This is a genomic window from Ruminococcus flavefaciens AE3010 (genome assembly GCF_000526795.1).
GTDB lineage: Bacteria > Bacillota > Clostridia > Oscillospirales > Ruminococcaceae > Ruminococcus > Ruminococcus flavefaciens_D.
The window spans coordinates 2,510,168-2,530,351 of the sequence record NZ_JAGT01000001.1 but is presented as its reverse complement, the minus strand read 5'-3'; the positions used below and the strand labels follow the sequence as shown (position 1 = coordinate 2,530,351).

Genomic DNA, 20,184 nt, shown 5'->3' with positions numbered 1-20,184 from the left:
GCTATCTCTCCTCTTTATACATTTTCATGTCTAATTTCTTCTCGAATTCTTCGCGGGCATATTCATACAGATCATTCAGCGTCTCTTTATCTTTCACAAACACCTTTTCGCCTTTTGCGGAATACTTCACAGGCGCATAATAATACGTATTTTTGTCATACTCTAAGGGATATGTGCCGATATAAGCCTTTTTGTCATGCCAGCTCTCCGAAACCGCCGCATATACGGGCTTGCCGTTCTCGACAACGATAAAATACTCGTATTTATCCAGATCAGCGAAATGGAACTCCTCTTTTTTATAGAATTTTTCCTCATCAAATCCAACATACACGTTTAATGCGTTGTTGGAGCTTATTATATAATCGCCCATTACCCATTCCTCTTCAATATCGAGCTCGTTGAGCGTATCATTCGCTGCTGATCTGATGCCGCTTGCAACAGAGTTTATGTTACGCTGCTTCGCCTTATTGGAATAGCTCCGCGCAGAGGGCATATACACGGCAAAAAAGAGCACCAGCAATGCAATAAAAAACAAGCCGAATGGTATGATTATGGCAAGCAGCCACATCTTGCTTGGCTTTGGCGGCGGCGGCAGAGGCGTCCCGTCATAGGCAACCGGCTTTATCTGCGGATACGGATACGGGTACGGATATGGGTACGGCGGATTCGGGTACGGCTGTCCGTTCTGAGGATAGCCCCATGGCTGCTGTTCGTATGGCTGCTGAGGCTGTACCTGCTGCTGAGCAGCGTCCCTGCAGCCGCATACCTCGCCGTCATTCAGCTTTCGTCCGCAGTTTGTGCAGTACGGCATTTATATCACTCCTTTTTGGCAGTAATTTGCTTGAATCAATTATAGTACATTTCTTCATGAAATGCAAGTGATTAGTGATTAGTGAGTAGTGAGTAGATAGTAGTAGGGGCGGATATTATCCGCCCACAAATTACGCAATAAATGTAATGAATCCATGTGTAGGGGCGCCCTTTGGGCGTCCGCAAATAACCGTAAAACCCTAAATGACACAATGTAGGGAACGGCGCCCCTACTAAGTTCTTAGCTCTTAGTTCTTAGCGGCTAATGGCTAACGGCTTCATATGTATTCCAGTGTTCTCAGCAGGAACAGCCAGCCAGTCAGGGTGAATGCGCTGAGCAGCGTGGTCAGCATTACCGCAAATGCTGTGATAACACCCTTGTGTCCCAAGTTCTTCGCCATAACAAAGCAGCTTCCCGTGGTGGCACTTCCAAGCATTACCAGTATGGCTATGAGCTTCTCGCCGCGGAAGCCCAGCTTTACTGCCACAGGCAGGAATATTCCGCAGAACAGCAGCAGCTTTATAAAGGCTATACCCACCGTCACGGGCAGCTTGTCCTTGGCTTCGCCGAATTTGAATGAAGCTCCAAGAGCTATCAGCGATAAAGGAGTAGCCATATTTCCAAGATATGTCACTGACTTCGACAGTATCACGGGCTGAGGTATCTTCAGCAGCGACCAGCCTATACCAACGATTATTCCAAGTATTATGGGGTTTGTGGCTATGCTTTTGAATGTGCTGAGGAAAAGAGCCTTTCTGCCCCTGCTCCTGTCCTTGTCGGGAGACGTCAGCGCAAGCACCGTCACTGCCGCTATGTTGTACAGCGGAACTGTTCCCACTATCATCAGCGCCGCCATAGTGGAGTGTCCATATATGTTATTCACAAAGGCTATGCCGAGAACAGCTGCGCTGCTTCGGTAGCTCGCCTGTATTATCTCGCCCCGCTCTGCCCTGTCCTTGAATAACAGAGAGTACAGCACCGCTACGCCTACGCTCAGAAGCGTTACACACATACAGAACAGCACGAACCTGCCGTCCCATACTGCACGGAAGTCCGCTGTGGAAAGGTCCATGAACAGCAGTGCTGGCAGAAGCGCACGGAACACGAATTTGTTTATCTGCGCCGTGGCGTTGTCATCAAGAAGCTTTATCCTGTGTACGAACCAGCCGAATACCATCATAAGAAATACGGGAACTGTGGCGTTCAGGCTGAATATAAGGTTTTTCAGAAACAATCTATCACTACCTATTATTTTATTGCCGAGCCGTGGAAATAGCAATCGTATATTACCGCGCCCTTGTACTCTATGGTCTCATATCCCTGAAACCACTCAAAATCACCGCTGACCTCGCACTTGTATGTGTAGTCGCCGTCAGTATACTCCTGCGGTCCGCGAAAGGGCTTCTCGAAAGGCACACGAAGCAGAGCTTCTTTGAGAAAATCGCCGCTGAAAGGCGTACCCGTGACCCTGCCTGCGTAATTCATGCTCCAGTAAGGAGCGCCGCTTATCCAGAGGGCTTCCTCCCCCGCAAAGCGCTCGCCGCCGAGAAAGGTGTCGAGGTACATCAGGTCTCCCTCGCAGTATTCAAGGTCGTGGGACTGTGGACGTGAGGACGCTGTTTCAGCTCCCTTGCCTGCGTATGTGGCACGTTTGGCTCTTATGAGAAAATCAATTATTTCGGTTCTGTTCATATTGTAGGCTCCTGTTTTGATTTCGATACTTAATTTTACTCCTTTTTGCCGCTCTTGTCAATATGACAAAGCTATAATTTCACCAACAAGAGTCCTGTTTGTATGTGACAAATTGTGCGTGTCAACGAATTTCTGCATTATTTTCTTTCTGTGCTTGACTTTTTGCCCGTTTTGTACTATAATAATTTAGTCGCAGGTGACGCCTGCAATATCTATGGCGGCATAGCTCAGTTGGCTAGAGTACTCGGTTCATACCCGATTGGTCGTTGGTTCGAATCCTACTGCCGCTACCATATGGCCCGTTGGTCAAGAGGTTAAGACATCGCCCTTTCACGGCGGAATCATGGGTTCAATTCCCGTACGGGTCACTTTGTCTATTTTACAAAATAGATATTTCACAAAAAATCCCCGATTTTTCGGGGATTTTTTGCATTCTCAGGGTCGAAAAATTTTTTCAATTTTCATAGATATATTTTCTGAAAAACTCCGATGTTACGGGAAGTGAACCCTTGAAATCATCATTTCAGACGAGTTTGAAGTCGTTTTGGCATAAAAACAGCTTCAAAATCCATTGTTTATTTTTAACGAAGTTTTGTTACATTTCTTATTCAATATGCCAAGTTAATATTTAATATAGAAGGCTGGACTTTTATGAGTCCAGCCTTTTTGTATTATAGATTATTACTTTTTCCTGCGCTCATTGTCAGCTTCTACAGAGCATTTCCATGCCTTATTCAGCCCCTTTTTGGCTCTTACGCTGCTTACAGCGCAGCCCACTGCTTCGTAAAGAACTCCCGTACCGCAGCAATCAGCATGATAGTCAACTGCATGTTCTGCGCTGATACCGATAGAGCCTGCTGTCTCGGCTGCATCGATATTTGCTCCGAGGAATATGAACTCCCAGCCCTTTTCCTCCTGCACTTTTTCGATGAGCTTCTTCACGTCCTTGTGGCTGTACTTTCTGCTGGCGTTCTCCATACCGTCCGTTGTAATTACGAACAGCGTTTTTTCTGGAACATCTTCTTCACGGGCATACTTATGGATATTTGCGATATGGTGAACTGCGTCACCCACTGCGTCCAGAAGTGCAGTACATCCTGAAGGAACATATTCCCTGTCGGTAAGCTTGGGAACGTCTTCCAGCTTCACTCTGTCATGTATTACTTTGGAGCTGTTGCTGAAAAATACGGTTGAAACAAGAGCCTCCCCCTCTTCTTTCTTCTGCTTTGCTATAAGAGAATTGAAGCCGCCGATAGTATCAGCTGTAAGTCCGCTCATTGAGCCGCTCTCGTCAAGGATAAATACCAGTTCAGTCAAGTTCTTTTTCATGATAATACCTCCGTTTTGATGTTTTTTTCAGAACCGCTTTCACGTTTCCTTTACTGTAATTACAGTATACATCATCACGGAGGTATTTTGGTCGCTTCTAAGGCGACAAATCATGAACCTATGAGACTCTGGTCAAAAGCAAACAGTGCTTCGTTTATTTCATAGATATTATAATTGCTGCGTTCGATAAAATAGCGGATTATCAGGTCAAACTTCAGGCTGTCTGACAGAGCAAAGCCCGCTTTTTTCAGCAGTTCCTCAGTTTCACCGAGGTCAAGTTCAAGGGCTACTGCAAAAGCAACTGCGGTCTGCTTTTTAGGCTTGTAGTTCTTGTCACTGCGTATTTTTGAAAAGAGCTTGCGGTCAATATTGGCTTTTTTATAAGTCTCCACATCGGTCATGCCTTTTTCATCTATGAGCCTGAGCAGAGCTTCCGAAAAGGATTCGTCATGGGTTTTAAGCATATCTTCGAGCGCAATACTTGGCGCACAGCAAATATCTGCCTCTTCTTCGAGCATGATATTGGCAGAACTTTCTTTTTTGCTTTCCTTCTTCCTGCCGAATAATCCACTTTGTTTGGCTGCTTCGGCAGTATGGTACATACCGAGAACTATATCGCTATCTCTGTTCCTTTTATCACGGTCAGCGCATTTTTTTGCATAAGCGTCGCTTATATACTGCCTTATTTCACCGACAATGCCAGAGCTAACCTCAAAGGAGTCCTTATCGAATATGACAAGTGTGATGTCCATATCATTTTCTTCAAGGAAGCTTCTGAATTCGGAAACTGCAACATCAAGAGCCTTATCCTTCGGATAGCCGTATATTCCCGATGATATCAAAGGAAAAGCCACGCTCTCACAGCCGTTTTCCTTTGCAAGCTCAAGGGAATTCCTGTAGCATGAACGCAGGAGCTCTTCCTCACAGCGATCACCGCCATGCCATGCAGGACCTACTGCATGTATGATATATTTACAGTCAAGTGCATATCCCTTTGTAATCTTTGCTTCTCCTGTTTTACAGCCGCCGAGGGTTCTACATTCCGCTAGCAGCTCCGGACCTGCTGCATGATGTATAGCGCCGTCAACTCCGCCTCCGCCCAGCAAAGATGAATTTGCAGCGTTAACAATAGCATCGGCTTTGACCTTGGTTATATCGTTCCTGATTATCCTGAATGGCATACGAGCAACCTCCCCTTCACTCTTATTTATAAAATTATACCATACCTTATGCAGATTATCAATACTTACATAAAACAGGCTTTTTTGATCTGAAAGGGTGATATAAGTGAAAGAGCTTTCAAGTCAGGCAATACAACGCTATAAGGATATGTATCCTCCCGGAACAGGTATCTGTGTTGATAATATGCCAGAGGATCCAAGACCTATAGCTTCCGGAACCAAGGGTAAAGTTATAGCCGTAGATGATATAGGTACAATACACTGTGTTTTTGAAAACGGAAGACAGCTTGGACTTATACCTGGTGTTGATACTTTCCATACTGTAAAAGAGGAACTATCCGAAACCCAGAATATTACAGAAGAGCCGGAATTACAAATGAATATGACATAATCCATATACGCCGTATTGTTTGATCAATACGGCTTTATATATATATAAGGAAGGAGTTGTTGCCTACTGATAAAGTATTTCAATATATAAAGGAAATAGACAAGGAGATGAAAAATGCCTAATCATGTAACAAATGTAATTTCCTTCTCTGGCGATAAAAGCCGAATTTCAGCAATGCTGAAGGAAATACAAAATGATGAACACGGCATAGGTTCAGTTGATTTTGAAAAAATACTACCTATGCCGGATACCGTTTACAACGGCTCGCTGGGAATACATGAAAGAGAGCTTTATGGCGAGAATAACTGGTATGACTGGCGAATTGGGAATTGGGGAACCAAGTGGAATTCCTATGGATATACTGAAAATACAACCTTTCAAGATGGTAAGATCAAATTCCTTACGGCATGGTCTGCTCCGCATCCAATACTGCAAAAGCTGTCAGAAATGTTTCCTGATGTTAAAATGGAGCATGAATGGGCTGATGAAGATATCGGTAGGAATTGTGGGCGTTACGTTTATTACGATGGTGAGCGCGTAGAAGAATACTTCCCCGAAAGTCAAAAAGAATGCCTTGAATTCGCCGCAAAAGTAATGGATGTAAGTCTTGAAGAGGATTACGCCTTATATCTGAACGCCAGTGAAACAGGATATGTCAATATCGAGTATGACGATGAATATGAGCGTGTTGAGATTGAGGATCTGCCTGCTTTATTCACAAATGAGCGCATCACAGATGCTGATATCCCTAAAGGAATGTACTGTTATCATCTGAGGCACGACGACAATGGCAACTTCTGCGCTATTGAAAAGAATGTTACTGTAAACCACGCAGGCTCTATCATAACTAAGGAACCTATAGAGCTAGGAGAACATGGCTATATCTCTCTGAATCAAGACAACAGCCCCAACTTTCTCGGAGAAAATATGTCGATATATATGTTTAGGGAATATGATTCCGAGCAGTCAGAAGAAATGAGTATGGGAATGACGGAGGTATAATATGGGAGAAAAAAGGATAATAACGCAGGAGGAGCTTGATAACGCCTGTTTGTTCCATAATAAATGGAATGAAGAAAATGAAGGTGAACGTGCAGTATTCGAAAACTGTATCTTTGACAGGCTAAATTTCGCAGGGAAACAGTTTAATGGCGCTATATTCAGAAACTGTGATTTCAAGTTATGTGATATCACAGACGCAGGTATGTGTTTTGCAGAACTTAAGAACATAAGTTTCACCTGCTGTGATTGTCATTTGCTTATTGCCGAAGAGGCAGCTCTCAGAAATATAGCCTTTGAAAACTGTAATCTCAAAAGCACTATATTCACCCATAGTTCACTGCGAAACGTCCAGTATCATAACTGTGATAAAAATGATATGAGTCTTGAAAGGTGCTATGAGCTCCCTGAAGCCGAAATAGTAAATATAATCCCGGAAGATCTAAGAAATATGAGTGACAAAGAAGGACTGATATTACAAGGCTGCGGCGGAGATATTCAGGACTGGGCAGATGGCATAAATACTACACTGACAGACTCGGAAATACTGCTAAACAGCAGTATGTTCAGTAAACTGTATGTTTTTGAGACAGATGGACATACATGTATAATGTTCCCGTTTGAAGATATAGATCTGAATATCGGAAAGCTCGCAATATGGCGATTACAGACGTATGACCAGTTCAACGGTACATGGCTTTCCGACTACGTTCCTAATAAATTCGGTGGTTTTATAGAAAAAGAGCAGTCGCAGGATCATAAAAAACCTGATTGTCCATTAATCGGTCAAGACGGGAATATCTTTAATCTCATGGGAATAGCATCAAAAACGCTTCGCCATAACCATATGGCTACCCAACGATGACTGTGTAGCCAAGTGGAAAGGCAATGGACTGCAACTCCATGAGCGCAGGTTCAAATCCTGTCACAGTCTCCAGCACAGTGCCTGTGCTCCCTTCCACGATGGCGCTCGTTTTACTCGCTCACTTTTTATGAGCCTGTCAGTCTGCTTTCGCTTATGGCACTGTCATGTTTTACAGATAGTTTTCACACATTCCGTTTCGTCTAATGGGCAGGACATCGGTCTTTGACTCCGATAATGGAAGTTCGAGCCTTCCAACGGGAACCACCAAAAACTATGAAAGGAAACGATAACAATGAGAAGAAAATTAGCAAGCATACAAAGAATATGGAAGATAGAACCTATCGAAGGAGCTGACAGGATAGAACTGGCTTATGTTCTTGGCTGGCAGTGCGTAGTAAATAAGGGACAGTTCAAGCCTATGGACTTAGCCGTATATTTTGAGATATAAAAACATAAAAAGCGAAATAATGATAGATACGGATAAAATAAGCATCATTATAAAATAATGACAGCGATAATGGATGGAACATATGAATTCGATGAAGAATTAAAACTTGAAATTCTAAATGCTATAGAGGAAGAATAGTTCTGGTCAGGCTTTGATCACTTATTCAGAACCGCTTTTTCAAAAAGCCTTGATTTTTGCTTTGAAATTGTGAAGAATACAATTTCGAGGCGATAATCGTGATTTTTACATCAACTCAATTTGATAAAAAACACAGCAGCTCCGTTCGGGATCTGACCGCTTATTCAGAGCTGCTTTGGTCATTTTTTTCGGTAGAGACGCGCCTTATCAACCACTTATTTACCACTTATTGGCACTGAAAATCGCTTAAAATCACTTGAAGATGCTAAAAGTGAAGCTTCAAAAATCGCCGAAATACAGCCATTTTCGCATTTTACTAAAAGCTGCTGAAAGGCTCGGGATTTTTTCAATTCCCGTACGGGTCACCATTATTGGTTTACTGCAAATGGCTGATTTAAGCCATTTGCAGTTTTTTAGTGTAACCGCCAACCAAATCCAGCCACAATCAATTCGAAAATGAGCCGAGGCAACTCCTCGGCTCATATATCACTATGGTCGGTTCAGCAGCAGACTTATCCGACTCCGCCTCAGCTTCATTGAATATCCCTTCAAACGCAAGCTGTCCGTCGTTTATGAATTTAGCCTTTTCACTTTTCTGACCAAAGAGCATCTTATTGCGTTTCAGCACAAGCTCTGTAAGGTGTTCGATACGGAGGTCTTTTTCTTCTATTTTCTTTTCAAGTTCAGTTTTTTCAGATTCTAATTCTGCATTCTGAGATTCAAGTTCTGAGCATTTCTGCATTGCTGATATCCACTGTTTCGGCAAAATCTACTGCATTTTTGAAAAGTGTACATCTGCACAGCTTGTACAGATCGTTCTGCCTGATGCTGTCAATATGCTTGGAGCGTATCTTATTAAGAACTCTCTCCGCCTTGACAGTCGCAATATCCACATCGCCCAGGCTGTATGCGTATATCGCCTGTTCACGGTAATACTCCGCAATAGAAATAGAATCGGTAAGTGTATCTATCCCCACATCTACAATATCAGGGAAATCGCCGTTTTAAAGGCGTTTAACACAGTGAATGATACCGCACAGCCTTAGTATCAAGCCGTGATACTTGCCGCCCCAGTTCTTACAGAAAGCCATATCCGTTAGCAATCTCGGTTCAATATGCCCGTTATAGTAGTCAACGAATTCTTTGTACGCTCTGTCATCAAAGCGCAGATACATCTCTTCTCCGTCATAACTGCAAAACTTGTTGGTAAGCAGATCAAATATCAGCTGTTGATATTTCTCAGCTACCAATTCAGGAACAGGCTGCGTATCATACCGCCGTGAACCAATATTGCTGACGGGGAAACAATAAACGAAACGAGCTATCAGTCCGCTTCCGCGAAAGGCAGTATTGGGTGGCAACATCTTTATGTACTAAAAGGTGTTTTCGTGCAGGAATTCTTCAAAAAATTTCTGTCTTCATTGAAAAAAGAAACAGGGGGGATTATGATTGAAAGGGTTTAGTATTAGTTTTACTCTCGGGAAAGCAAGCTCTGTGCACGGAGGAAATGTCGAGCATACCCTCGTCGGGTCGCCACGTCATGGATTGTTCTTTGTGTTTGCCGTTTACATCGTATCAGGGCATCGCATTTTTTGCGCGGAGCCCGCGCCGCCATGTTCGCGGCAAAGTAATGAAATGCGGTATTTTACTCCCGCGAGTGTTGCTTATTTAACAATTATATGCTATAATTATTATGATGTAATTGATGTGTAGATCAGTTAAAGAGCTGCTTGATGATGCAGATTACACTGAGTGTATCCGTGAACGCTGTGTTGAAGAAGAATCCAACGAATATGGATACTATTGATGAACAATAGTATCACCTTTTTACCAAACAAGGAACTTTCAATGAAATTCATAATAAGAAATCTGATAAAATTTTACATGAGGGACTTCACTGCACTGTGCAGTCTCGATGATCCCGAATTCGCAGAAGGACTTGCAAAGCTGAAGAAAAAGCTGCCTCAGACCTCCGCTCCTCCAAAAAGCGTAAGGAGGACTATGAACATTAAAAAGTGCAGAGTACAGGACGGCATATACTTCACCGCAAGGGATAAGCATAACAGAAGCAATAAAAAGGTGCTCTTTCTTCACGGAGGCGGCTTTTTTCTGGAAGCCCTCCCCATTCAGTGGAGATTCTGCCGCCGTCTTGCAAGAGATACGGGCTGCGAGATAATACTCCCCCAGTATCCCATGGTACCCGAAAGCAATGCAATAGACTCACACATTATGCTCATGGAGGTCTACAGGGAGGTCATAAAGAGCTGCCGCCCCGAAGATCTCACCGTAATAGGCGACTCCGCAGGGGGAACTCTTGCGCTGTCCCTGTCTATGCTTGCAAGGGATAACGGACTGCCACTTGCCAATGAGATAGTGCTTATCTCCCCGGGGTTCAAGATCGGCAAAATGACCGACAAGGAGTGCAGGCGTGCGGAATACATAAAAAAACAGGACTATATCTTGGGTCAGTTTCCTATCGGCAAGATAAGCGAATTATGGCTAAAGGGTCTGGATACTGACGATAAAAGAGCCAATGCCATCAATGTCAGTCTCAGCGGATTCCCGCATATAACCCTGTTTTCGGGAACTCATGATATACTGAATATACCTGCAAGACGATTTGTCACACGAATGAAAAAGGAACGCCACCCTTTCTCCTACTATGAGAAAAAAGGCGGCGCTCACGACTATGCTCTATTGAAAAAATACCGAAAAGAATATGAAGTCATTGTATCAAGGATAAATAAAGCTCCTATGGGATAATCCCATAGGGGCTTTGCATTATTTAAGCTGACCCAAAGCGTGTTTAGCGGCTATCATGCCGAAGGTATAGCAGCGTCCGAGAGAGAGTCCCGTCTGGTGGAAGGGATAGTCCGCACCGCCGTAGAAGGGTCCCCCGAGATTACCTGCGCAGTAAAGTCCCTCTATGGGCTTTCCGTCGGCATCAAGAGCCTGAGCGTTCTCGTTGGTGATGACGCCCGATACCTCCGCAGAAACGCGGATATGCTTTCGTGCTCCCCAGAACGGAGCCTTTTCTATCTTGTGCATATACTTTGCAGGCTTTCCGAAGTCCGTATCGCAGCCCTTTTCGCAGAGCTCGTTGTAGCGATCTACGGAAGCCTTCATCTTGTCATAGGGTATACCCAGCTCCGCTGCAAGCTCTTCAAGAGTATCGCACCTGTGCAGGTCTATGAGGTTCTTGAACACGCCCTGTGGCTCTTCAACAGCTCCGGGGATAAACTTCTCCATTACGAAAGGCGGAACGCAGCCGTCCACGAATTCGTCCTTGTCCCATTCGGTATAGCTGCTGTCGTATATAGCGCAGTACCAGCCCCTTGAGCCGTCCTTGTGGTCGGCGTCAAGCATTGAGCCCTTGAACTTGGGCTGATATTTCAGCAGGTTGCCCATATACACAAATCCCGTGTACTCATTGGTGAAGCGCTCGCCGTCCATGTTGAGATAGAGGAAAGGCTCCTCGAACATGAGGGCGGAGTCAAAGTCGTGCATCATCTTGGTGTGACCGAGATTCTCCATTTTAGCTCCTGCGCTTATGGCAAGGATATGTCCGTCGCCTGTCTTGCCGAACTGCTTCTTGTCGAACTCTGCAATATCGGGACACCAGCGCTTTACCATAGCGGCGTTGTTGGTGTAGTCACCCGTTGCGAGAATGACTGCCTTTGAAGCGTTGAACTGTATGTACTTTCCGTCCTTGTCCTTGGCGATAACGCCTGCAGCTCTCTTCCCGTCCATGACCAGCTTTACCGCAGGAGTAGAGAAATACGCGCGGAGATTCTTATGCTCCGCCATGATATTATTGAGGGCATTGTGGAGGGCATTACCCACGTTCAGGGGCTTGGGACCTATCCACGGAGCCCAGAAGTAGCAGTGGTCGTCGCCGTAGTCGTAGCTGTTCATGCGGTCCTTCCACACTCCCGTAAAGTCGCCGCTGGTGCTTCTGAATGCGCAGAGCTTATCCCCGTCGTTGAGGAGCTTTGCGCTCTCGGCGTTATTGTCAACCTTGCTGCCGTCGCCGTACTCGGTCTCCTTGGTGAGACCTGCGCGGTTGAGGAACCACATCATAGCCTCCTCGGAATGCTCGGCGTATGCGCGGAGCTGCTTTGTATCGGCTCTCCAGTCGCAGAGGCTGTTGGTGTGGTGTATCCACTTGGCTATGCCTGCTTCTGTGGAGCGCGACTTTATGATAGCAGAGCCGCAGTTGCCCTGTGATACCACAGCTGCTTCCTTCTGGAGCAGCACCGTATCTGCTCCCAGCTCGGCTGCCCAGCCTGCTGCGGGAACTCCCGAAGCGCCTGCTCCAACCACTACTATCTCATGATCCTCTGTGCGGTCGGGGACTATATCTCCCGTCTCACAGCAGGAATCGCTTATCTCTGCGGCTGTTATTTCCTCGGAAAGTGTGTTGCTTGTTTCGTACATGACAGGTCTGTCCTTTCGTATAATAATGTGTACTCAAAAACGCCGATATTCCCGTGGAAATATCGGCGTTTGTATTACTTTTTCTCTTCAGGCTTATTAGCTTCCTCTTCGGCAAGCTTGTCAAGATCTTCAAGCTTTTTGGTCTTGTCATTGCCTGCCTTTACAAGGACCTCGTTGATGTCTCCAACAAGTGAGATGATATCATTGATAGATGAGTTGATAGTCTCTGAGCTCTCATTTGTTGTGGTAACATTATCATCGAGAGCGCTGAATGCGTCGATAGTGGTCTCAAGGATAGATGTGAGCTGTGATACGCTGTCTGCGTCCATAGTTGAGTTATCGTTACAGAAGGTAACAACGTTCTCCAGAAGATCCTTAACTACAGCAGCTCTCTCGCTTGTAGCTGAAGTGGATTCGCCGATATTCTGCATATTATCAGTTATCTTTGAAACATTCTCTTTCAGCTTATCAGAAAGTGCGAGGACTTCCTCTGTTATCTCGGCAAGCTTCTCGTTCTGTCTGTTCAGTACAGAATGTCTTGCAAGGAGAACAGATTTAGCATGAACGATACAGTTATCGGGAGTATTGAGACCTCTGTATATAGCGATAGCCATATCGCGGCAGGTGTCGTAGCCGCAGGCATGACAATCGTATGCACGCTCTTCTTCGGTATGCATGCCCATTTTCTCGAATATAGGCTGGAGCTGATTGATATTCGGGATAGGTGTAGGCATAGAGGGCTTGTAGTTTCTCAGGAAGTCAGCCACACGGAGCTCGTCATCGAACTTCTTGAAGAGCCTGTCGTCGCCTCGTCCCATGATACCGCCTGACTTACGGCGTGTCTTAGCCTCGTTCTCTACAGCTCTCATAGTGGTCATAGCATCGAAAACTGTCTGTCTCGTACCCGAAGCAGGTCCGATATTACATCCGAACTCACATGAGAGAACATCGAATATTCTCGGGTGCTTGGACTCGGGCATTCTGCTGTACATTTCGATCTCGGAATATACCTTGTGTACGCCCTCAGAGTTTGTGATGTTGATATCGGGGTCATGGAGCCAGATATTGTCTCTGAGTCCGCCGGGACGGGAGTAGATAGCGCCCATCTGTCCCTGTGACTCGTCGAACTTGTACTCATAGTCCTCTGATGTATCTATAGGGATATTGATGTCGTTTCTGTCGAAGTACTCAAGGAGCTTCTTGATCGTAACGTTATAGTCAAAGAGCTCTGTGTCCTGTGCCTCATACTTCTCTGCGATACATGGGGAGATAAGGGCGATAGGGTTGTTTCTTCTCAGGTACTTCTTTATGTAGATAGCACTGCACGCAACAGGGCTGTGTATAGGCGAAAGGTTCTGGAGAAGCTTGGGCTGGTATTTCTCAACGTACTTTACGATAGCAGGACACTGCTGAGTAACGATATTGCCGATCTTGTCCTGATCCATAGTTCTGATATGAGCCCATGTGCATATATCCGCACCGAATGAAGCATCAAAAATGGTACAGCCCTGCTTCTTGAACCAATCAAGAACGCCCTTCCACCTTGTGGGAAGAACTGTCTTTATGGCAGGAGACGCCATTATTATCAGCTTTTCCTTTAAGATATCAGCGATACAATCGTCAGTATCGTCGATATAGTCTCTTGCTCCGTGAGTACATTTCTTTACGCACTCTCCGCAGCCGATACATTTATCATGGTTTACCATGGTTATGAAACGTCCGTCCTCCAGCTGCTTTACTATATTAGCCTCGGGAGCGGGACATTCTCTTACGCAGGCATTGCAGCCGACGCACTTTTCGGGTTTTACAATAATCAATTCACTCATATTATATAAACTCCTTATGAAAATCAAAAATCAAACATGTTTTACTTATTCTTGATAGAATTAGCCTTAGCCGCCAACGCAGCAAGATCGAGCTTTCCGCCCTTTTTCTCGCCGCTCTGCTGATTATCCCCTGCGGCTTCCTTCGGAGAATCATTGTCTTCTTTATCCTTGTGGTCGTCTTTTTTGTTTCCTATTGAATCAGCCATCTGTTTGAGCTTGTCAAGTTCTTCCTGCTTCCTGCGCTTTTCCTCGTCGTCGCGCATTTTCTCTGAAAGGGTCATGGGCTTTTCGGGTATCTCGGGCTGTATATTCCCGGGTATCTTGAATACGGGGATACCGCCCTCCTTGAGAGCCTCCTCGGTCTTGTTGAGACACTCGTCAGCCTCCACCAGCTTGGTCGCGCCCACATTGCGGAAGCCCTCCAGTGCATCTCTTACCTTGCCCATATGTAGCTTCAGCATATTTACATCTTCAAGCACCGACGCCCTCAGATTATTTGAAGCTGCGCTCATCTGCTCAGCCTTGTTCTTTGCTTCTGCAATTATCTCGGCAGCTTCTCTCTCTGCCTCGAAGATTATATTCTCAGCCTCGGTATTGGCGTCTGAGACGATATTCTCAGCCAGCTTCTTTGACTGGAACTCTATCTCGGCAGCCTTTGACTTTGCAGTACCCTCCAGCATGGAAGATGACTTCTGAGCCTCGATGAATACATTGCTCAGAGCCATTGCCTCGTCCTGAGCCATGAGAGCCGCGCACTTTGACTCGGTAGCTTTGAGCTTATCCTTCAGCTCTGCTATCTCGGCATTGAGATCCTTTATCTGCTGGTTAAGGTTATTGTTCTCGTCGTCTGTAGCCTTTAGCTTCAAGTTAAGGGTATTATTCTGTACCTGTACCTGTGTGAGTTTTGCGCGTTCCTCTGAAAGTACGGTTTCAAGAGCCTTTTCCTCATCTGTGCCTTTTTTATAAGCCTCCAGCACGAGCTTTGTCTCTCTGAGCTCATTTCTCAGGTCGTGCACCTGCTCATTCAGGTACTCCATTCGTCTTACAACAGCCTCTTTTTCATATCCGCCGAAAGTAACGGTTTTAATAAATCTCTGTTCTGCCATATCAATATCCTCCTTGAAACACCCGACCGAAACCTTAGTCCGCGCACTTATCGAGTATGATATAGTAATATTATACACCAAAAAGACGATATAGTCAATAAAAAAACTGCACAAAAAACAGAGCGGTTTTATGTAAACCGCCCAATATATGTCAACTATTTGTTCACATTTGGTTCTTAATCATCATTTCCCAGTATTTTCTGCACCTCTTCATTATAATAAAGGCCCAGATCGAACAGCTTATCCGCCTGTTTTCTCGTGATTATGCCGCGGTCGGTGAACACGAACTGTCCGTGGTGTCTCTCGGTGCCGTTCCATGAGTCTATGACCTGCAGCCAGCCCTTTTTGTCAAGAGCTGTCTCGGGGTATTTCATATCGGGATAGAACTTCTGAGCTATCATTTTCGCACATTTTGCGTGATTTGTAAATGCACAGGAGTAGGTATCGCCCTCGGGAGATATCCAGCCCAGCTTGAAATCGGGAGAATTCTTGGCGTACATATCCTCCAGCTCCAGCGGAGACTCCTTATCGGTCTCGATGACCTGCAAAAAATGGGGGTCGTTCTCACGGAAACGGAAATAGCCGCCTCTGCCGTCGAAAACCACGGGAAGCTGCTCCTCGGTGATGATATCCTCAAAGCCGGTGCCCACAAGAGATTCCAAAGTATCAGCATACTGATAGCAGTATTTTCCCGTAGCCGATCTGTATACTGCGAACTTTTTCACTCTCAACACCTGCCTTTCCTTATTTCTCCATGTGTGTATATTTTACCACCTTTCAGGATATATGTCAATCTTTTTTACCCAAAAGGTGCAAAAAAAGCGGCTGTCATTGCTGACAGCCGACCTTTTCACTATAATTGATCAGATATTCATTACAGTAGTTATCATGTTACCGCCGTTCATCTTAGCGTTTCTCATAGCTGTATCAAGCTTAACGAGAACGGAGTTGACGTTGAGGCAGTCGCCGGGGAGGTAGTGGTAAACTGCGCCTGAGCATGGGAGCTGAACTGTAAGGTTGAGCACCTCGTAAGGGCTGCTCATTACACGCTGGATATTCTGTGCAATACCTGTAGCCTGGCTCTCTGAGATATTCTTGTTGAATACGAAGCAGAACTCGTTACCTGTGATGTTGTAGATCTCGGCAACGTCCGAGAACTCCTGCTTGAGTCTCTCAGCAACTGCTGCAAGGTACTCATCACCGAAGTCATAACCGTAAGTATCGTTGATACTTCTGAAGTTATCCATATCGAATACGGCGATCTGGAATCTTCCTGATTCAAGTCTGTCGCTGATATCGTTATCAAGAGCATAACGGTTCTTCATACCTGTAAGAACGTTCATAACAGCAAGGTCGCTTGCCTTCTGACGTGTATTCTTGAGCTTTGCATCGACCTCTGCAAGTCGCATCTCTCGCTCTTCCAGTTCCAGTCTTGCCTTCTTTGCTCTTCTTGCGAACAGCCATACAGCAAGCTCACCGAGGATAGCGATGATCATCATGATGGTCATGAGGATATAGGACTTGGTGGTATTCTTAGCTGACATTCTCGCGGTATCGATATTAACGATATCAATAGTAGATGTAAGCATCTGTGACGCGGTTGTCTGAAGTGAATAGAGGTCATACTTCATTACGTCGGTCTTGGCCTCCTGATCGTCACTGACAGCTGTATCCGAACCGAGGGATTCAAGCTTTTTCTTGTAAGTATCGATCATAGCCTTAGCGTAATTGTATCTCTTTAAAGCCTCGGGAGAAATACCCTCAATGGATTCAAACTGCTTTTCAGCATCGAGGATATTCTGATAGATCGGCTCTGTAGCCATAATAAGAGCTGTAGGGTTGCCGACACCTGCGGCGATACTGAGTGAGTTATTGTTAAGGTCCGAAAGGAGACCGTTCATCTTGTTGATAGATGCCATAGCCATAGAAGTCTTTCTGGATGTTTCGGCAGAGCTTGTAAAGATATTCTCAACAAGGAACGTGTTGAAAAGGTAAATAACGGCTACCAGGATAGCGGCGAAGACGTATCCGCCCTGTCCCTTTTTAGATGCTGATTTTGCCATACTTCTCCACCTCCATTAGTATTTATCCGGATACAGCATGAGCATAATGTAATCATCGTTCATGTTGTTTGCATTAACGAATGTAACACCTGTATCAAGCTGTTTGCCTACGCTTGCGCCTGTTACTGCCTGCTTAGCGTATCTTACTCCAACATATCCCATAACATAAGGATTCTGAATGATAACACCGTCGAGGACACCTCTTCTGATGTAACCGAGCTCTTCCTCGTCAGAGTTGAAGCCTACGATAACGATCTTACCGCCGAGACCAAGCTCTTCTACAGCTTCGCAAACACCCAGTGTTGTATTTGTGTTTGTAGCGTAGAGTACCGAGAAACCGTTTCCGTCAGTACCAAGAAGCTTCTTTGTAGCTTCTCTTGCTTCATCAACCTTTGCACAGCGCTCTGTCTGTACGAAGTTCTTCTTGATATTTGCAAGCTCACGCTCCTGATCTGCCTTGACCTGTTCCTCATGCTCTGCAACCATAAGCTGAGCCTTTTCAAGGTCTGAAAGCATCTCGTAAGGAACAGTAGTTGTTGTCTCAACAGGCTCTGTTACAACGGGAGCTGTTGTCACAGGAGCACCGCCCTGAGCTGCTGCTGCGGCTGCACCGCCCTGAGCTGCTGCTGCGGCTGGACCGCCCTGAGCTGCTCCGCCCATTGCTGCGGCTGCCATAGCTGCATAAGCATTATCCTCAGGTACCTCAATGCCCTTAGCATTTGCGATTCCCTTTGTCATTCTCGAGATAAAGCCTGAGATACGCTCCTCAGCAGTACCTGCGGTATGTCCGACGATACCGATCTTGCCGATACCTGCAAGATCGCCCTTCTTTGATTTGTATGCATTGAGAGCGTTCTTTGCAGCTACCGTACCGCCGTCGGTATCTGATGAAGCGATCTTGGAAACGATCTTACTGTTTATCTGACCCTCGACGCTCGAGTTGATAATAACTACCTGTATGCCGCTGTCTATAGCCTTTTCAAGAGCTTCATTAAGATCTGTGGCACTGTTAGGTGCTATTACGATCGCCTTTGCTTTTTTATTTATTGCGTCATTGATAGCGGCGATCTGTGTAACATAATCGTTATCACCGTCGGCAACGGTGTAAGTCATGTCATAGCCGAATTCGTCGCAGGCATCCTGTGCACCCAGCTTTACGTCGTCCCAGAAGCTGAGCTCCTGCTTAGTAATTACAGCGATCGTTCCGCCGCCCTGTGTACCGGGCGGGCCCACATGCTGACTGCCACATCCGCCTGTTACAAGCATCGCAGCAGAAAGAAAACCGGCTGCGACAGCCCTGAACGTTCTTCTTCTTTTTTCCTTGTTCATACGCTGAACCTCCTTATTGATCAATTATACCTGAAACCTCCGCAGGATATCTGCTTGATATTCCATTTACATCCTCATATCATGGAACTATGAGCGTGCGGCATTACCCCTGTCAGGCTATAGATTGATATCCATAATACATTCTAACACATTTTGATTTGAATTTCAACAACATTTTGTAAAAACATCATTCGCGCGATAAACAAAATTATCAAAAAAAATATATGCATTTTAATCAATTTTATACGTAAGGTTTATTCAACAAACAAGTATACATTTATTGGCTCAACCAATATTGCGACTAATATTTTTCCCCGATATTACGCTCTGTTATGAACTTAAAAAATTTGCACAAATACGATACCCGATTTTTGTAAAAGATAATTCAATTTTGTTTTTAGCTCCCCATTTCCCTTGACATTAAAATAGAAAAGTGTTATACTAAACGTGATAACAATATAAATACGCATATTTAACTTTGCGCTGCTATATTTTTATGTCAGGAGGAAAGATCATGCAATGCGAGAAATGCAACGCACCACTTGACCCTAAGCTTTCTGCCTGCCCACAGTGCGGTGCCCCTGTACCGCAGAACATCGAGGGCTTTGAAAACACTATGGAGTTTCAGCATGAGCTTAGGTCGATCGTTGTTAACGACGGCACAAAAGCTGTTGCCAATAAAGACAGGTTCATAGGTCTTCTCAGCGATCATATCCCCGATTACGACAAGGAACGCCGCTTACTTATTAATATGTATAATATGGGTGTGCTCAAGATCCTTCTCGAGGACAAGAACCACGAGATCGCTGTCATGAAAGCCAAAAGCTTTATGCTGGGCGACCTTTTCCTTTCGGAGAATGCTTCCGAATTCGTTGTCGCCTGTTATACATACCTTCTCGGCTGGCCTTACGAATCGCATCTCAAGGTCCTTCCTGAAAGTGAGGAGGACAGCGATAAAAAGACCGAAGAAGTCAGGAAGCGTCCCGTCGATATCAATGAGATGGTATTCACTCCCCGTAACGCCTTCAGATACAGGCTCAGCGGAAATATCACCATTCCCGACGGCTATACAAAGCTTGAAGCCTTCTGCTTCGATAAGTTCGGTTCGCTCAGAACTATCAAGCTCCCCTCTACTCTCCTCGCTATCGGAGAATATGCTTTCTCCTCATGTAAGCGCCTGAGAGGTCTCGACCTCCCCGAGGGTCTGAGAATAATAAAGCAGGGCGCTTTCAGCCAGTGTGCGAACCTGGTCGTTGTTAAGATACCCGACGGCGTTCTCGAGATCGAGGACAGTACCTTCTCTTTCTGTACGAGCCTTGAGGTCATTGAGATACCGCCAAGCGTCAGCAGTATCGGCGCGGAAGCATTCTCGGGCTGCGATAAGCTCAGAAAGCTCTTCTTACCCGAGAGTATCAAATTCATCGACGCAAATGCGTTCTCATACTGCCCCAATCTTGTTATTTTCTGCATAGAAAATTCTTATGTTCATAAATACTGTTTAGCCACCGGAATAAGGTTCACTCTCGTGACCTCGGCTGAAGAATATGAGCTTGACTAATAAAAGAAAGG

The 20,184-nt window shown here is 45.3% G+C and carries 20 protein-coding genes and 4 tRNA genes; 10 read left to right on the top strand and 14 right to left on the bottom strand.

The annotated features are described in order from the left end of the window. Nucleotide 1: 1 nt before the first annotated feature. The 3 genes from N774_RS18330 to N774_RS0111110 all read right to left on the bottom strand — a co-directional run bounded on the left by N774_RS18330 (nucleotide 2) and on the right by N774_RS0111110 (nucleotide 2,503). Nucleotides 2-811 carry a hypothetical protein gene (locus tag N774_RS18330; RefSeq protein WP_024861316.1) on the bottom strand — a complete coding sequence of 270 codons (810 nt, stop codon included), beginning with the start codon at nucleotides 809-811 and terminating at the stop codon, nucleotides 2-4. A gap of 277 nt (nucleotides 812-1,088) precedes the next feature. After that, entirely contained in the window at nucleotides 1,089-2,045 is a 957-nt protein-coding gene (locus N774_RS0111115; RefSeq protein ID WP_347496222.1) for an AEC family transporter, read from the bottom strand. A 14-nt stretch (nucleotides 2,046-2,059) separates the two neighbouring features. After that, a complete protein-coding gene (locus N774_RS0111110; RefSeq protein WP_024861314.1) occupies nucleotides 2,060-2,503 on the bottom strand; it encodes a DUF5680 domain-containing protein in 444 nt (147 codons plus the stop codon). Nucleotides 2,504-2,719: 216 nt separating this feature from the next. Between N774_RS0111110 and N774_RS0111105 the strand changes: the two genes are divergently transcribed. Beyond that, nucleotides 2,720-2,796, top strand: a tRNA-Met gene (locus tag N774_RS0111105). Between the two features lie 3 nt (nucleotides 2,797-2,799). Continuing rightward, nucleotides 2,800-2,871, top strand: a tRNA-Glu gene (locus N774_RS0111100). A 313-nt stretch (nucleotides 2,872-3,184) separates the two neighbouring features. On the opposite strand, the gene N774_RS0111095 is transcribed toward N774_RS0111100, so the two are convergent. Next, complete coding sequence (locus tag N774_RS0111095; protein WP_024861313.1) at nucleotides 3,185-3,832, bottom strand: vWA domain-containing protein; 648 nt, start codon at nucleotides 3,830-3,832, stop codon at nucleotides 3,185-3,187. Between the two features lie 110 nt (nucleotides 3,833-3,942). Further along, nucleotides 3,943-5,013, bottom strand: a complete 1,071-nt coding sequence (locus tag N774_RS0111090) for an O-acetyl-ADP-ribose deacetylase (protein WP_024861312.1) — start codon at nucleotides 5,011-5,013, stop codon at nucleotides 3,943-3,945. 106 nt (nucleotides 5,014-5,119) lie between these two features. Here N774_RS0111090 and N774_RS0111085 point away from each other — a divergent pair, with 106 nt between their 5' ends. From N774_RS0111085 to N774_RS19210, 6 genes are all read left to right on the top strand, one after another. Beyond that, nucleotides 5,120-5,404 (top strand): DUF4314 domain-containing protein, encoded by a 285-nt coding sequence (locus N774_RS0111085; RefSeq protein WP_024861311.1) that lies wholly within the window; start codon nucleotides 5,120-5,122, stop codon nucleotides 5,402-5,404. Between the two features lie 114 nt (nucleotides 5,405-5,518). Further along, on the top strand, nucleotides 5,519-6,406 hold the full coding sequence (locus N774_RS17390) for an LPD28 domain-containing protein (protein ID WP_024861310.1): 888 nt from the start codon (nucleotides 5,519-5,521) through the stop codon (nucleotides 6,404-6,406). Between the two features lies 1 nt (nucleotide 6,407). Further along, nucleotides 6,408-7,268 carry a pentapeptide repeat-containing protein gene (locus N774_RS18325; RefSeq protein ID WP_051463396.1) on the top strand — a complete coding sequence of 287 codons (861 nt, stop codon included), beginning with the start codon at nucleotides 6,408-6,410 and terminating at the stop codon, nucleotides 7,266-7,268. Beyond that, nucleotides 7,267-7,340, top strand: a tRNA-Cys gene (locus N774_RS0111065). The genes N774_RS18325 and N774_RS0111065 overlap by 2 nt, the downstream gene beginning before the upstream one ends. A 117-nt stretch (nucleotides 7,341-7,457) precedes the next feature. Further along, nucleotides 7,458-7,532 (top strand) — tRNA-Gln (locus N774_RS0111060). 28 nt (nucleotides 7,533-7,560) lie between these two features. Beyond that, on the top strand, nucleotides 7,561-7,716 hold the full coding sequence (locus N774_RS19210; RefSeq protein WP_196231550.1) for a hypothetical protein: 156 nt from the start codon (nucleotides 7,561-7,563) through the stop codon (nucleotides 7,714-7,716). A gap of 583 nt (nucleotides 7,717-8,299) precedes the next feature. On the opposite strand, the gene N774_RS18875 is transcribed toward N774_RS19210, so the two are convergent. Genes N774_RS18875 through N774_RS19825 form a run of 3 tightly spaced genes read right to left on the bottom strand, consistent with a single transcriptional unit; the run spans nucleotide 8,300 to nucleotide 9,218 of the window. After that, nucleotides 8,300-8,596, bottom strand: a complete 297-nt coding sequence (locus tag N774_RS18875) for a hypothetical protein (RefSeq protein ID WP_024861309.1) — start codon at nucleotides 8,594-8,596, stop codon at nucleotides 8,300-8,302. Then, nucleotides 8,574-8,831 carry a hypothetical protein gene (locus N774_RS19830; protein WP_024861308.1) on the bottom strand — a complete coding sequence of 86 codons (258 nt, stop codon included), beginning with the start codon at nucleotides 8,829-8,831 and terminating at the stop codon, nucleotides 8,574-8,576. The genes N774_RS18875 and N774_RS19830 overlap by 23 nt, the downstream gene beginning before the upstream one ends. Nucleotides 8,832-8,858: 27 nt before the next feature. Continuing rightward, nucleotides 8,859-9,218, bottom strand: coding sequence for a DUF3987 domain-containing protein (locus N774_RS19825; protein ID WP_242836613.1), 360 nt, complete (start codon nucleotides 9,216-9,218; stop codon nucleotides 8,859-8,861). A 484-nt stretch (nucleotides 9,219-9,702) separates the two neighbouring features. On the opposite strand from N774_RS19825, the gene N774_RS0111035 reads away from it, so the two are divergent. Beyond that, a complete protein-coding gene (locus N774_RS0111035; protein WP_024861307.1) occupies nucleotides 9,703-10,617 on the top strand; it encodes an alpha/beta hydrolase fold domain-containing protein in 915 nt (304 codons plus the stop codon). Between the two features lie 18 nt (nucleotides 10,618-10,635). Here N774_RS0111035 and N774_RS0111030 read toward each other — a convergent pair whose 3' ends face one another. The 6 genes from N774_RS0111030 to N774_RS18320 all read right to left on the bottom strand — a co-directional run bounded on the left by N774_RS0111030 (nucleotide 10,636) and on the right by N774_RS18320 (nucleotide 18,615). Further along, entirely contained in the window at nucleotides 10,636-12,291 is a 1,656-nt protein-coding gene (locus N774_RS0111030) for an FAD-dependent oxidoreductase (RefSeq protein ID WP_024861306.1), read from the bottom strand. A 74-nt stretch (nucleotides 12,292-12,365) separates the two neighbouring features. After that, nucleotides 12,366-14,117, bottom strand: coding sequence for a [Fe-Fe] hydrogenase large subunit C-terminal domain-containing protein (locus N774_RS0111025; protein ID WP_024861305.1), 1,752 nt, complete (start codon nucleotides 14,115-14,117; stop codon nucleotides 12,366-12,368). A gap of 41 nt (nucleotides 14,118-14,158) precedes the next feature. Further along, entirely contained in the window at nucleotides 14,159-15,223 is a 1,065-nt protein-coding gene (locus N774_RS0111020) for a hypothetical protein (RefSeq protein WP_024861304.1), read from the bottom strand. Between the two features lie 176 nt (nucleotides 15,224-15,399). Further along, a complete protein-coding gene (locus N774_RS17370) occupies nucleotides 15,400-15,948 on the bottom strand; it encodes a hypothetical protein (protein ID WP_037280935.1) in 549 nt (182 codons plus the stop codon). Nucleotides 15,949-16,086: 138 nt separating this feature from the next. Beyond that, nucleotides 16,087-17,286: a GGDEF domain-containing protein gene (locus N774_RS0111010; protein WP_024861303.1), complete on the bottom strand. Its 1,200-nt coding sequence runs from the start codon at nucleotides 17,284-17,286 to the stop codon at nucleotides 16,087-16,089. 15 nt (nucleotides 17,287-17,301) lie between these two features. Beyond that, on the bottom strand, nucleotides 17,302-18,615 hold the full coding sequence (locus tag N774_RS18320) for a sugar ABC transporter substrate-binding protein (RefSeq protein ID WP_024861302.1): 1,314 nt from the start codon (nucleotides 18,613-18,615) through the stop codon (nucleotides 17,302-17,304). A 514-nt stretch (nucleotides 18,616-19,129) separates the two neighbouring features. Between N774_RS18320 and N774_RS0111000 the strand changes: the two genes are divergently transcribed. Then, nucleotides 19,130-20,173: a leucine-rich repeat protein gene (locus tag N774_RS0111000; protein ID WP_024861301.1), complete on the top strand. Its 1,044-nt coding sequence runs from the start codon at nucleotides 19,130-19,132 to the stop codon at nucleotides 20,171-20,173. Nucleotides 20,174-20,184: the final 11 nt, after the last annotated feature.